An 11,864-nucleotide genomic window follows, 5' to 3' on the forward strand; every position below is an offset into this window, starting at 1 on the left:
CCTCTGACGGCTTCGGAATGGCCGCCGGTGTCACCGGGACCTCTGTGACGTCGAGCGGGTCCGCCCCCGTTCAACGCCACGTGGGAGTACCTCTCGCGACACACTCAGCATGATGAGCCAGAACCCATCGAAGCGTCGTCCCAGCTTGCGGTTGACCAGGGACAGAACGACGGTGGTGCCGTTACGACCTACGATGGTAAAGCATCAACCCCACGAGGGTTCGTCTGAAACGATTGCGTCCTATTCGGTCGCGAGTTCGTCGTAGATCTCCTCGTGTTCATCGAGGTCCTGCCGTCCGAGGAACCGGATGAGATACTGCCGCGCCTCTTCGGAGGACATCTCATCGAGGATCTCGGGATGGTCACTTTCGGCAGCCATTCTTAGCTCTCCCTATAGGGATCATGGTCATACCCGTTCGGTTCGTTGGATGGGTTTTCATCTGCTTCTTCGTGCTCTCGTGGCCCGGAGAACTGAGCTGTGCCGTCGATACGTGACAGCCAGAGATCGATTGTCGCTTCATATTCTGGTGCAAGCGGCTCCGTGTTCGCTCTTAGATACGTAATTACGTCCTCGTCATCCACGTTCGCCTCATCCGTTGCGAGCGCCTTCAGGATCTCTTTGATGGTTCGGTCGTAGTCGAACTGGAGGCCGTTCAGGGCGTAGAATATCCGAGTCGACATGAGCGCCGTGCGCTTGTTACTATCGACAAATGGATGATTTGCCGCGATGAGGCGGAAGGAGTTGATATGCCTTCTCGTGGATACGACGGTTCTTTTTGCAGCGGCGTATCGTCACGGCGGTGCGCACGACGACGCACTCCCGATTCTCAGGGGGATTGAAACGTCTCCTTCGTGATTACGCCGAGAGCGACGTTGCTGATCTCTTACTCCTCTATGATACACTTGGTGGAGACGATCTGGTCGACGAATATCAGTACCCTCTGGAACGATTATCGATTGAGAGTTGTCAGAAGCTCTCGTAACAAGCCTGGATCCCCCGTATCTTCATAAGTTGGTGACTTGTTTGTCCTGTCATGGCAAGCGCGGCGTCGCCGCTCTCGGAACCACGCGTGTTGGCACACGCGAAGCGACGCCTGTTTCCGGATGACGCCGACGACGGGTACGCTGTCGTCGATACTCAGTTTTCGTCCGAGCAGTGGCTCGCTACCGAGTCCATCGATTCGGACGTCACGGACGAACTGGCGCCCTTCAACCACGTCCAGATTGGGTCTGGCTACCCCGACCTTGTTGGCGTTCGGCTGCTGGACGACGAGTTACTGGCCGTAGACCGCCTCGGTGACGATCCACCGCTGGTGGTCGTCGAAGCGAAAGGCCACACGAATCGAACCGACGCCGACATCGAGCGTGGAATCGTCCAGGCTTACGACCGGCTCCACGAAGCGAACGCCGCGTACGTCGCAGCCCCGGCGGACACCGTCTCGCAGTCCGCCCGGACGCTAGCCCGTGAACTGAATGTCGGCATCCTCGGTGTGAATTCCGATGGGGACGTTGATGCGGTCGAAGCCCCTCGCGTCGTCGGGAACCGAACGACGACCGAGACGACCGCCATCCGGTTTCAGGCCAGCGCGCAGGGTGTCGCAGGCAAGTCGTTCGGCCTCAATCATCCGAAGAACTACCTCGCGTATCCGCTCGCCGTCTACCACCGCCGTGAGACGGAGCAGGTCCTCGCGGAGTACGTCGTGCGTGCCGTCAGTGACACCAGAACCGGGGCGGCATTTCTGAACCTCATCGACGACCAGCCCACCCCGACTCGGTTGACACCCCTCGGACGGGAGGTCGTCAGGTTCGCGCTCCGGGAATACGGGTCGGTCGAGGCCGCGCTAGAGGTGTTCGACGACTGGAAGCGCTCGCGGGAACGCTTCTGTGACCTCGCCCCGAAGTGGGGCATGCTCACCAGACGCGTCGTCTATGACTATCCGGCAACGCAGTTACTCGTTGAGGAACTCCAGCACATGCACGAGGACGGAATCACCGAACCGGCCCTCCCAGACGTCGTCGAGTACCTCCACGAGTTGCACCCGTCGTTCACCGTCGAACTGTTCGTCCGCGGGGACGACGACGTCCGGAGTCGCGTCCTGAACGCCGACGGGGAGTTACAACGCGAGCCCCTCACCGAGGGGGACGTCTACCATTCGCCCACCGTGTTCCAGCTCAAGGCGATGCTGTATCACGCCGGGATCCTGACCTCGCGGGGCGCGGAACCGTCGAACCTGACGCCGCCGACCGATATCTGGGCGTTACGCGAGTCGATGTAACCGTCACGCCTGGAGCTTGAGTATCGACCGAGTCAGGGCCCGTACTGCTCTTTGATCTGCTTTGACGTCGGTTCTCGATGCATGCAGATCAAGCACCAATACAGCGGCAATTCGCCGAATCCTTCGGCGGACACCTTCGATGGTTTCTCACTGGCGGATTGAACCGAGTGTTCGAGCGGTCGTCAGTCACTGCCGCTGGACACCGACGAAATACGCCGTGTTGCTACTCCACCGCCGTTCGAAAATCGTCTGTTGGAAAAACACCACTTTCCACCCGTCTACCTCTCGAAATCGGTCTCGGATCTCCTCTGGCGTGATTCCGTATATCTCGTGTTCCGTGCGACGAGCGTCTCCGAGTACGCAGTAGAGCCCGCCGCTGGCGAGTACGTCACCGAGCCCGTCGATGAATCGATCGCGTTCTCGGTCACCCAGGATGTGGAGCATCGCCGAATCGACGACCGTCTGAAACGAGAGGTCCGCCGCCCGTAACTTCGAGATGTCGAGTGCATCCCACACGAGAAAGTGGGCGGCGATCCGCCGCCAGTTCGCCTTGTCCTTTGCTTGCCGGATCGCCATCGGTGACAGATCGATTCCGAGTACCTCGTGACCGTGACGAGCCAGGAACAACGATAGCTCTCCCGTTCCACACCCGACGTCCAAGACGGGACTTCGAACGAGCCCGGCGTCGAGAAGCTGAACGAACGCACGCTGTGGGCGACCGATATCCCAATTCGGAACGCCCGTATACGCTGCATCGTAGACGTGAGCTATCGGGCGCTCGGCCGGCGGCGTTGGAACGCTCATCCCGTCCTCCTGCTCAGTCGAGGATGCATGAACACTGTTTCGCGGATGGGCTACCTATTCTTTCCCCCGGTACGGGTTGAGTCGACAGAGCGACAGGAGCTGGCGTGACTCCTGTCCCCAGAGATTTTGCCAGTGTAACTCGATGGTGGCGTATGACTGACCGGTTCTCGATGACGACCGTCGACGCGGATCCCGTCGGTCGGGGGGAGACCGAATTCGTCGAGCGAAAGGGGATCGGCCATCCGGATTCGTTGTGTGACGGCGTCGCCGAGGCGGTCTCTCGTCGATTGTCTCGGTTCTATCGTGACGAGTTCGGCAGGATCCTCCACCACAACACCGACAAGGTACACCTCGGCGCTGGCCGGGCCGCGCGGCGTACGGTGGCGGGTCACTCGTCGAACCGATCTACGTCCTCGTGGGAGGGCGGGCGACGACCACCGTTGAGGGCGAGGAGCTTCCGATCGACGAACTCGCACGAGCGGCCGCCCTCGAGTATCTCCTCGACACCGTACCGGAACTAGCGTCCGATCACGTCGTCGTGGACACCCGAATTGGACGAACGTCCGGCGACCTCGAAGCACTGTTCGGGCGTGGCGACGAACCGCTGGCAAACGACACGAGTTTCGGCGTCGGCCACGCGCCCGGCACAGCGACCGAGCGGGTCGTCAGGACGCTCGAACCACGGCTTCACCGCGAACTCGACGCCGTTGGCAGGGACGTAAAACTCATCGCACTGCGTCGCGGGTCACACCTCTATTTGACTGTCGCAGCTGCGGTGATCGACCGCTACGTGGCAGATCTGTCCGAATATCGAACCGTGATCGATCAAATCGAGGTTCTCGCTGAACAGCACGCCGCCGAATCGACTGACCTCTCGGTCTCCATCGAGGTAAACGCGGCCGACGATTACGACTCGGGGTCGGTGTACCTCACGACGACTGGTCTCTCGGCGGAGGCGGGCGACGACGGTGCTGTCGGCCGCGGGAACCGTGCGAACGGCCTCATCACGCCCTACCGCCCGATGAGTCTCGAGGCGACTGCCGGGAAGAACCCGGTCACTCACGTCGGGAAGCTGTACAACCTACTCGCCCTCCGGATCGCTCGCGGACTCGACGAGGACCTCGGTGCCGCCTACAGTTGTGTGCAGATTCTCTCTCGAATTGGCGATCCTGTCAGCGAACCACTGGCTGTCGATGTCACCACTACCAGCACAGATGAGAACACGGTCCGGTCGGTCGTCGATGACCAACTCGCAACCATCGATCGCTTGACCGCAGACATTCTTGCCGGCGAAGTGATGGTGTTCTAACAACCATCAGTCGCTGCGTGGTCAGCGAATCTATTCGTTCGGCTGTTCTTCACGGAGCAGACGGAACGCAATGTCGCGGCTATGCTGCCCGCTGAGGTGAATCCAGAACCGAGCGAGATGTTCGAGGTGGCTCGCCGCACCGAGGCCGCCAGCGACGACCGGTTCGAAACCGAGATCAGCTGCCAGGGTTCGAGCGGTATCGACGGCCTCTGCGCTGTCACCTGCGAGGAACATCGTCGCGGCTTCTCCATCGACGATGGGGTCGGTCATACGGTTCGCGCCGATCGTGTTGAATGCCTTCACGACGTGTGCGTCGGGGACGGCGTCGGCAACACGTGTCGCGAGAGACCGTTCCGACCCGGCGTTCGGGTATTCGTTGGCTGTATCGAGTACCGGCTTCTCCACGAGGGCGTCCTGCAGATCAGCCGCGACGTCGGCGACGACACCGGCCGGGAGTGCGAGGATGACGACGTCGCCGTATTCCGCCGCTGCACGCTGTGTCATGGCTTCTACTCCGTCGACTTCGTTCGTCTCGGGATCGCGTGATCCGACGACGACCTCGTGGCCGACAGCCGCCAGTCCCGTTGCGAGAGCACCACCAACGTTCCCCGTTCCAATGATACCTATCTTCATGAGCTATCGTCCAGTGCAGGTGCCATCAATATCGGTACTCGCCTTTTCATCGGCTGTCGTCTCGTCGGATAGTGGCCTTTGGTCAAGAGCTCACACGCCCGCGGTACTCGCGGACAACACGACCGATCACTCTAGGAAGGACGGCGTGTAGGCGTCCTCTTCGGCCGCGTCCCGCCATCGGTGGGTTGGCGTCCAGTCGAGGAGTTCTCGTGCCTTCTCGGTGGAGAAGACGGCCTCCTCGTCGGCGACGTCACACTGTTCGGGGAGGCTCCCGTACACTGCTTCGACGATGGACCGCGTGGGAGCACCGGCACGGTTGTCGACGGCGGAGACGTTGAACGCCTCGTGGCCGTCGAGATCGGCCTCGACGGCGGCTTCGATGAACGTGAGCACGTCGCGAATGTCGACGTAGCCCCAGAGGTTTTTCGTCGCGCCAAGCCGTTCTTCGTCGTCCGGATCGAGCGTCTCCGTCCAGTACTCGCCGGGGTAGCGGATGTACGTCGCGCGCATGGAGACGACGGAGATGCCGTACCGTCTGGACACGGCTTTGCCGGCTTCCTCGCCCAGAAGCTTCGACGTCCCGTAGGGCCGCCTCGGTCGCGTCGGATGCGACTCATCGATCGGCAGGTATTCGAGCGGGTTGTCTGAGAAGAGCCGACCGTACGCGGCCTCGCTGGACGCCCAGATCACGTCTGCGTCCGTCCGTCCGGCCGCTTCTAGCACGTTGTACGTTCCCTGGACGTTCGTGCGGAAGATCGCGTTGCCCGAGCCGCGATCGCTTCGTAACCCCGCGAAGTGGATCACGACATCGGGGTCGGCGTCGAGTATCAACTCGAGGATTTCGCCCTGATTGGTTACATCTGCCGGGCGGAACTCGACGTTCGCCCGGTCGCCGGGCGGCCGCCCCACGTCGAGGCCGAGCACCTCGTAGCCCGCATCAGCGAAGTGATCGACCGTCCAACTGCCCGCCTGCCCCACGGCACCCGTAACGACGATATCCATGGGACAAGGAACTACCCCCTCGAATAAAATTGTTCGCGTCGATCGGGGGTGAAGATTCGGTGCCGGTTGCGCCTTCAATTCCCTCCTCCGTAGGTCGCCTGGAGGCTTTATCAGCGGTTACGGCGTGGCGCTCCGTGATAGTGATAATCTTTTTACAATAGACCCGTCTCGTCTGGTATGGTGATGACGAGTGACGAGCCCTGATCGAAGCCGTCTCACACGCTTTGTCGGCGTCCTCGCTGTCTTCGCGGTCGGCCTCCACGTCGTCTCCGGCATCGCCGAGGTGAGCCCGATTACGCTCGCGCCAGCGTACATGTTCTCTCCGATGATCGCCGGACTCGTCGTGTGTCTGCGCGGGGGCGTCCCGCTTTCTGCTGTCGGCCTCCGAATCGGACGGGGGTGGTGGCTCGCCGTGGCTGCCGCGATCGCGCTGCCGCTCGTCGGGTTGACGCTCCTCGTCGCGGTCACCGTTCCCGGCGTCGGGTTCGATCCGACGGTCGATCCGATGCCGGGGATCGGATTGCCGTCGGGGTTTCTCGGTGTGGCGGCGACGTTCGGCCTCGTGCTCGGACTCGGGACGACCGTGAACGCGGTCTTCGCGTTCGGGGAGGAGTTCGGCTGGCGGGGGTACCTGCTGTGGGAGCTTGCCCCGTGGGGCTTCTGGAAGGCCTCGTTCGCGATCGGTGCGCTCTGGGGGATCTGGCACGCGCCGGTCGTCGTCGCCGGCTACAACTATCCCTCATTCCCGGTAGTCGGCGTCGTCGCTATGACGATCGCCTGTCTCTCCTTTTCTCCCGTGTACACGTATCTCGTCGTCCGCGCGCAGTCCGTGCTCGCGGCGGCGTTACTCCACGGCGTGTTCAACGGGTCCGCCGGTATCGTCGTCGCCTACGCGGTCGCAAATGACGCCGTGCTCGGCGAGTTGGTCGCCAGTCCGGTCGGGGCGGCCGGCGTTATCGCCTTCGGACTCGCTGCCGTCGGCATCGCGCTGTTCGGGTCGCCGTCGTTGACTCGGGAGTTCGCCCACGACGCGGCTGCGTCCGCACAGCCTCGCGAGCGGTGAGCCGAAGACGGACCACCCATCCGCTCGATTAGTTATTTGGGATCGGGGAGCTACTGGTGGGTATGAGAACTGTTGACGGGTTCCGAGAGACGTTCTGGGAGCGGCACTCGAACCCGAAAAGCGGGTGGAGCCGAACGCTCGTCTTCCCCGCGATTCTGTACGCCGTGTATCAGCGACGATGGCGAGTGGCCGTTGCTGCCGTCGTCTTTACCGTGGTCAATCCGGTCCTGTTCTCCCCGCCGACTGATGACGAGGCGTGGATGACGCGCGTGGTACTGGCCGAATGGTGGTGGACGACGGACCGCGAACAGCCCGTCTTCGCTCTGTCCTACCCGAACGTCCTCAACGTGCTCAACATCCCCGCGACGGGATACGCACTCGTCGCTGCGTATCGCAGACAGCCGCGTCGCACCGTGTTTGCAGGCCTGCTGTCGATGGCGCTAAAACTGTGGTACGTCGCGGCGCTCGTCCGTCGGTACGATGCCGAGAGCACCCCGAGGTCGTGAGTCTCTTTGATGGCGTTACAACACGAACTCGTCGAAGATTCACCGCTCCTCGCTCAATCAGTTCACCCTGACCTGCTGGTTCGGAACCCTGCCCCGAAAACAAGATCCAGATCTTCACATCGGCTCCCGGTTTCCCAGAATCACCTCAGTCCCGGAGACGTCGGCATTGGTTCGCTTCCTCGTCGAAACAACGGGGACATTCCGACGGACGATCGATGAGTATCGACAGCCGATCGACGACCTCGGGATCGAGAACCGACTCGATCGTCTGCGCCGCTTCACGGTACTCCTCGACGCCGAGAACGTCCCGCAGAAACCGCTGGACGACACACGCGTCCTCGAGGCGCGCTCGTCCGCGGTCCCGCCCCGATTCGGTTAGCGTGACGCCCTTGTACTTCTCGTAGCGGACCAGCTCCCGGGATTCGAGTTTGGCAAACATCTCCGTGGCGCTCGACGGGTGTACGTCCAGCGCGTCGGCGACGGCTCCCGTGGCGACGAATGCGTCGTCCTCGTACGACTGCTCGAGGGCGTAAATCACCTTCAGGTACTGATCGGGGGAGCTCATGGGTCGGACTCACGCTCGACCGCGGTCCGTAGAGTCCGACAAAACGACCCCACACGAGCAGACGGCTGTCGACGCGATCTCATTGATTTTAGGCTAGCCTAAAACAATATGTATCCTTTGCTTCCGGCGAACCGTGGGACACACGACGCTGGTGATTCGAAGAAACGCGGCGTATTTGTCACGTTACAATCATACTATGGCGTTCGATTTTTCGCGTGTTGAATACTCCTTGCAACTGCGAAATCCGCGCGAAAAGCGGTTCAACGCCGAATCTCTTCTGCTCCGCTGTTCCGTTTATCTCGATACATTTTTGGGCAGGCCTAAAATATACATATATTGACAAGATTTATGAGGGAGGCCCACCAAGGGTGTGTTGATGAGTATCAATAGATCCCTCCGGCGCGAAGCGGGAACCGTCGAAGAGAACGCCCTTCGGATCGATACCAACAAGGCCGAACAGGTGATCGAGGCGCTAAACACCGACCTCGCAGCCACGTACGTCCTCTACCACCAACTGCGTAAGCACCACTGGAACGTGGAAGGAGCCGAGTTCGAACAACTCCACGACTGGTTCGGCGACGCCGCCGAAGACGCCGAGGACAACGCGGACGACATCGCGGAACGAGTCCAAGCGCTCGGCGGCGTCCCGATCAGCGGTCCGAGTTCGCTCGAAGAGCGCGCGCCAGTCGAGTTCGAGGGCGAGGACGTGTACGACGTCCGGACGTCGATGGAACACGACCTCGAGATGTACGGCGACGTCATCGAATCCGTCCGCGAGCACGTCTCACTGGCGGAGGACCTCGGCGATTACGCGACGGGGGAACTGCTGCGAGACACCCTCGAAGACCTCGAAGACGACGCCCACGAGATCGAGCACTTCCTCGAAGACGACACGCTCGTACTCGAAGAAGCGACACACTGAGAGAACGATGGCGAAGAGACAGATCGGTCTGGTCCGAGAGCCCGACACCGGCGAACGCCGCCAGGAGTGGGGAACCGTCGGCGAAAACGAACTCCGGATCGACCGGGACACAGCCGACGCGATCGTCGACGCGCTCAGCGTCGACCACGCCGGGTCATTCAACCTGTTTTACCTCCTGCGGAAGCACTACTGGACGGCGGAGGGCGCCGAGTTCCACGACGTCGCCGACTTCCTCGAGGACGCGTACAAGCGCGTGCGCGACATCAACGACCACCTCGCCGTCCGCATCGTCGAACTCGGCGGCATCCCGCCGAACACCCCGCCGACCATTCAGGACTACGCCGAGGTTCACCTCGAAGCCGAGGACCTCTACGATCTGCGAACCTCGCTCGAGGGCGACCTCGACGGCTACGCGACGTTGGTCGCGAGTGTACGCGACCACGTCGGCCTCGCGGAGGAGTTGGGCGATGCGGGAACGGCGGAGCGTCTGCGTGACCACCTGGAAGTCCTCGAAGACGATGCACACGCGATCGAACAGTTCCTCGAAGACGACACGCTGGTCCGGGAGGGCACACGCGAATAACCATGGCGAGTACACCACACCTACGGAAACCCGACGCGGAACACGTTCGCCGCGAGTGGAACACGGTCGGTGAGAACGACCTGCGGATCGAGCGGGCGGCGGCGGAACGGATTGTCGAGGCGCTGAACGCCGAGCTGTCGGGGCTCTACATCCTGTTCAACCAGGTGCGGAAACACTACTGGCTCGTGGAAGGGGCCGAATCGAACGACGTCCGCACCTTCCTCCAGGACGCCGCCGACAGGCTCTCCGAGATGACCGACGACTTCGCGATCCGCGTGCACGCACTCGGTGGGGTGCCGGTGTGCGGTCCGATGGGAATCCGTCAGCACGCACCGATCTACATCGAGACACCCCACCACTACGACGTGCGGTCGTCGCTCGAGCGCGATCTCGACGGCTACGCGACGCTCGTCGTCCAGGTTCGCGAGCACATCGAACTCGCGGAACGACTGGGCGACGAGGCGACCAGCGAGCTTCTGCGAGAGCACCTCGAAACCCTCGAAGCGGACGCGCATACGCTCGACAAGTATCTCGCAAACGATTCGCTGGTCCGACGGGACCCGGCTGACCGATAGAGAATCGAAGCCGACCCCCGCAATCGACGCGAAGGAGACCACCGGTACTCGGTGTCCGTGACTCTTCGAGAGCCCTTATTCCGAAAGCGTGACCGTCAGATCGGTCGCGATCCATCCGTCAGTGTTACCGGACTCAGTGAGGACGGTCCGATCGGCGTGAAGCTCGTAGACGTTTAACTCGGGAGTTTCATTCCCAGGAGAGTCAACAGACGGGTCACCCGCGGTTTCGGTATCCGGCGTCCGACTGCGAGACGTTGTCATCGGTTCGATTTAGGTGAACCTAAACAAAAGTGTTCGGGGTATCGGAGATCGTGTTCAGAGACGGATGAAGAGTGAGGCGGTACGATTTTCAGCTGGTCTCTGGCAGAAATTGCCTGCCTCATCGATGGTCGCGACTGCTTCGAGTTAGATCTTCTGGAGCGAGAGTGGACACCGCCCCGGCGATGACACGTGACATCCGACTCCATCAATCTAACTTACCAATTTTATATACAATATTTGTTTTCTATATGTTTAGTGTCGATTGCTGTCGTTCGACCGACATAACTAGGTTCGAAGGCTGACCTACAGCCGCTCGATGGAGCGACGGGTCACGTCGTGGTCGTCGGGACGGTGACCGCTGAACGACGACCGATATTGGCTGTACGCCGCGGTCGATCCTCCAACGAACCGCCCGCTGCATCTGCAACACTATCCGACGAGAACACGGGCGCTCATCAAGCCGTCTCCGGTGAACTCCGCGAGAACCAGTTCGTTGACGATGCGATCTTTCTCGTCGGTGGAGGACCGTGGCTGCAAGCGGCTTCTCATCGTCATGGGCTACGATCCCAGCACGAAATTCCCGGAGATCGGAATCGCGTCAAACATATAGATAAATAAGTACAATAATACAATAACCAGTTCTCATATTATTCTGGCCACACCGAAACAGAGATCGTCGAAAACTGGTTGCAGGCGTTCGCCTTCGTCTGGAATCGGCTTCGCTGAAAACGATCTTGGGAAGTGGAGTGTTGATCGAGTAGAGCTAACACTGTGAAAGCGTAGCGGATGAGGGTGACGCGGCAGTGTCACTCGAATGCAGTGTTCTCGTTTGACTCGAACGCAGTGTTCCCGCTTGAGGTGCTGAAATCGGAAACAAGCGCCGCGAACCTGCTGGAGCAGGTTCGCTGATGCGATAGCCTCCAGTATCCGCGCTACCGATCTGAGCCAGTGATCCAACACGGTAGCTATCGAGAGGACAAGCGGTATCTGGGTAAGGACTGCGACCGCACGTTCAACACCAAGACCACACGACCTTGGTGCACGCGAAGATCGGACTCGACACGACGTGAGCGCGGGACTAACAGGCCGCGAGCGCGATCGGGAGTCCGGTTTGCGTGATCTCTCGAAACGCGGCCGAGGGAGCTACACCGAAGACAATACCACACCGAGGCGCCTCAAAAGACGAACTCACGCGGTATCTCAGAGCCGTTCTGCTCCGCTGGCGAATCTGCTGCAAACTTGGTCGAGAAGGCTCGAGAAAACCGTTCGAACCCTCTCTAGTTCACCAACAACGTGCTTTAGGGCGTCATAGAAGGCTTCAACACGTCTCAACAGGATTCGTTCACTACAGTCCAAGGACCCATCG

At 60.9% G+C, this 11,864-nt stretch carries 12 protein-coding genes and 3 pseudogenes; 9 read left to right on the top strand and 6 right to left on the bottom strand.

What is annotated here, in order from left to right; translation table 11 throughout:
- Positions 1-240: 240 nt before the first annotated feature.
- Together GJ633_RS17160 and GJ633_RS09185 are read right to left on the bottom strand one after the other, a co-directional pair.
- Complete coding sequence (locus GJ633_RS17160; RefSeq protein ID WP_197431307.1) at positions 241-378, bottom strand: hypothetical protein; 138 nt, start codon at positions 376-378, stop codon at positions 241-243.
- A 2-nt stretch (positions 379-380) separates the two neighbouring features.
- Positions 381-680: a hypothetical protein gene (locus tag GJ633_RS09185; protein ID WP_231741313.1), complete on the bottom strand. Its 300-nt coding sequence runs from the start codon at positions 678-680 to the stop codon at positions 381-383.
- A 353-nt stretch (positions 681-1,033) separates the two neighbouring features.
- Between GJ633_RS09185 and GJ633_RS09190 the strand changes: the two genes are divergently transcribed.
- Complete coding sequence (locus GJ633_RS09190) at positions 1,034-2,275, top strand: hypothetical protein (protein WP_156588578.1); 1,242 nt, start codon at positions 1,034-1,036, stop codon at positions 2,273-2,275.
- A 186-nt stretch (positions 2,276-2,461) separates the two neighbouring features.
- Here the strand turns inward: GJ633_RS09190 and GJ633_RS09195 are convergent, their stop codons facing one another.
- Entirely contained in the window at positions 2,462-3,079 is a 618-nt protein-coding gene (locus GJ633_RS09195; protein ID WP_156588579.1) for a class I SAM-dependent methyltransferase, read from the bottom strand.
- 152 nt (positions 3,080-3,231) lie between these two features.
- On the opposite strand from GJ633_RS09195, the pseudogene GJ633_RS09200 reads away from it, so the two are divergent.
- A pseudogene (locus GJ633_RS09200) lies at positions 3,232-4,388 on the top strand (methionine adenosyltransferase).
- Positions 4,389-4,418: 30 nt separating this feature from the next.
- Here the strand turns inward: GJ633_RS09200 and GJ633_RS09205 are convergent.
- On the bottom strand, positions 4,419-5,021 hold the full coding sequence (locus GJ633_RS09205) for an NADPH-dependent F420 reductase (RefSeq protein ID WP_156588580.1): 603 nt from the start codon (positions 5,019-5,021) through the stop codon (positions 4,419-4,421).
- A gap of 126 nt (positions 5,022-5,147) precedes the next feature.
- On the bottom strand, positions 5,148-6,023 hold the full coding sequence (locus GJ633_RS09210) for an NAD(P)-dependent oxidoreductase (RefSeq protein ID WP_156588581.1): 876 nt from the start codon (positions 6,021-6,023) through the stop codon (positions 5,148-5,150).
- Between the two features lie 190 nt (positions 6,024-6,213).
- On the opposite strand from GJ633_RS09210, the gene GJ633_RS18265 reads away from it, so the two are divergent.
- Positions 6,214-7,086 carry a type II CAAX endopeptidase family protein gene (locus GJ633_RS18265; RefSeq protein ID WP_156588582.1) on the top strand — a complete coding sequence of 291 codons (873 nt, stop codon included), beginning with the start codon at positions 6,214-6,216 and terminating at the stop codon, positions 7,084-7,086.
- 62 nt (positions 7,087-7,148) lie between these two features.
- Entirely contained in the window at positions 7,149-7,592 is a 444-nt protein-coding gene (locus tag GJ633_RS09220) for a DUF6653 family protein (protein WP_156588583.1), read from the top strand.
- 145 nt (positions 7,593-7,737) lie between these two features.
- Here GJ633_RS09220 and GJ633_RS09225 read toward each other — a convergent pair whose 3' ends face one another.
- Positions 7,738-8,157 carry a metal-dependent transcriptional regulator gene (locus tag GJ633_RS09225; RefSeq protein WP_156588584.1) on the bottom strand — a complete coding sequence of 140 codons (420 nt, stop codon included), beginning with the start codon at positions 8,155-8,157 and terminating at the stop codon, positions 7,738-7,740.
- Positions 8,158-8,533: 376 nt separating this feature from the next.
- On the opposite strand from GJ633_RS09225, the gene dpsA (GJ633_RS09230) reads away from it, so the two are divergent.
- The 5 genes and pseudogenes from dpsA (GJ633_RS09230) to GJ633_RS09245 all read left to right on the top strand — a co-directional run.
- Positions 8,534-9,079, top strand: a complete 546-nt coding sequence (dpsA, locus tag GJ633_RS09230; protein WP_156588585.1) for a DNA starvation/stationary phase protection protein DpsA — start codon at positions 8,534-8,536, stop codon at positions 9,077-9,079.
- Positions 9,080-9,086: 7 nt separating this feature from the next.
- Entirely contained in the window at positions 9,087-9,662 is a 576-nt protein-coding gene (gene dpsA / locus GJ633_RS09235) for a DNA starvation/stationary phase protection protein DpsA (protein WP_156588586.1), read from the top strand.
- Between the two features lie 2 nt (positions 9,663-9,664).
- A complete protein-coding gene (dpsA, locus tag GJ633_RS09240) occupies positions 9,665-10,237 on the top strand; it encodes a DNA starvation/stationary phase protection protein DpsA (protein ID WP_156588587.1) in 573 nt (190 codons plus the stop codon).
- A 360-nt stretch (positions 10,238-10,597) separates the two neighbouring features.
- Positions 10,598-11,224, top strand: a pseudogene (locus tag GJ633_RS17165) (IS6 family transposase).
- A 117-nt stretch (positions 11,225-11,341) separates the two neighbouring features.
- Positions 11,342-11,654: pseudogene (locus GJ633_RS09245) on the top strand (IS1595 family transposase); the annotation flags it as partial.
- Positions 11,655-11,864 lie beyond the last annotated feature (210 nt).

This window comes from Halorubrum sp. CBA1125, from assembly GCF_009742825.1.
GTDB lineage: Archaea > Halobacteriota > Halobacteria > Halobacteriales > Haloferacaceae > Halorubrum.

Bases quoted from the DNA above. Each gene is read 5' to 3' on its own strand.
- GJ633_RS17160 (WP_197431307.1), bottom strand. From the start codon at position 378: ATGGCTGCCGAAAGTGACCATCCCGAGATCCTCGATGAGATGTCCTCC.
- GJ633_RS09185 (WP_231741313.1), bottom strand. From the start codon at position 680: ATGTCGACTCGGATATTCTACGCCCTGAACGGCCTCCAGTTCGACTAC.
- GJ633_RS09190 (WP_156588578.1), top strand. From the start codon at position 1,034: ATGGCAAGCGCGGCGTCGCCGCTCTCGGAACCACGCGTGTTGGCACAC.
- GJ633_RS09195 (WP_156588579.1), bottom strand. From the start codon at position 3,079: ATGAGCGTTCCAACGCCGCCGGCCGAGCGCCCGATAGCTCACGTCTAC.
- GJ633_RS09205 (WP_156588580.1), bottom strand. From the start codon at position 5,021: ATGAAGATAGGTATCATTGGAACGGGGAACGTTGGTGGTGCTCTCGCA.
- GJ633_RS09210 (WP_156588581.1), bottom strand. From the start codon at position 6,023: ATGGATATCGTCGTTACGGGTGCCGTGGGGCAGGCGGGCAGTTGGACG.
- GJ633_RS09220 (WP_156588583.1), top strand. From the start codon at position 7,149: ATGAGAACTGTTGACGGGTTCCGAGAGACGTTCTGGGAGCGGCACTCG.
- GJ633_RS09225 (WP_156588584.1), bottom strand. From the start codon at position 8,157: ATGAGCTCCCCCGATCAGTACCTGAAGGTGATTTACGCCCTCGAGCAG.
- dpsA (WP_156588585.1), top strand. From the start codon at position 8,534: ATGAGTATCAATAGATCCCTCCGGCGCGAAGCGGGAACCGTCGAAGAG.
- dpsA (WP_156588586.1), top strand. From the start codon at position 9,087: ATGGCGAAGAGACAGATCGGTCTGGTCCGAGAGCCCGACACCGGCGAA.
- dpsA (WP_156588587.1), top strand. From the start codon at position 9,665: ATGGCGAGTACACCACACCTACGGAAACCCGACGCGGAACACGTTCGC.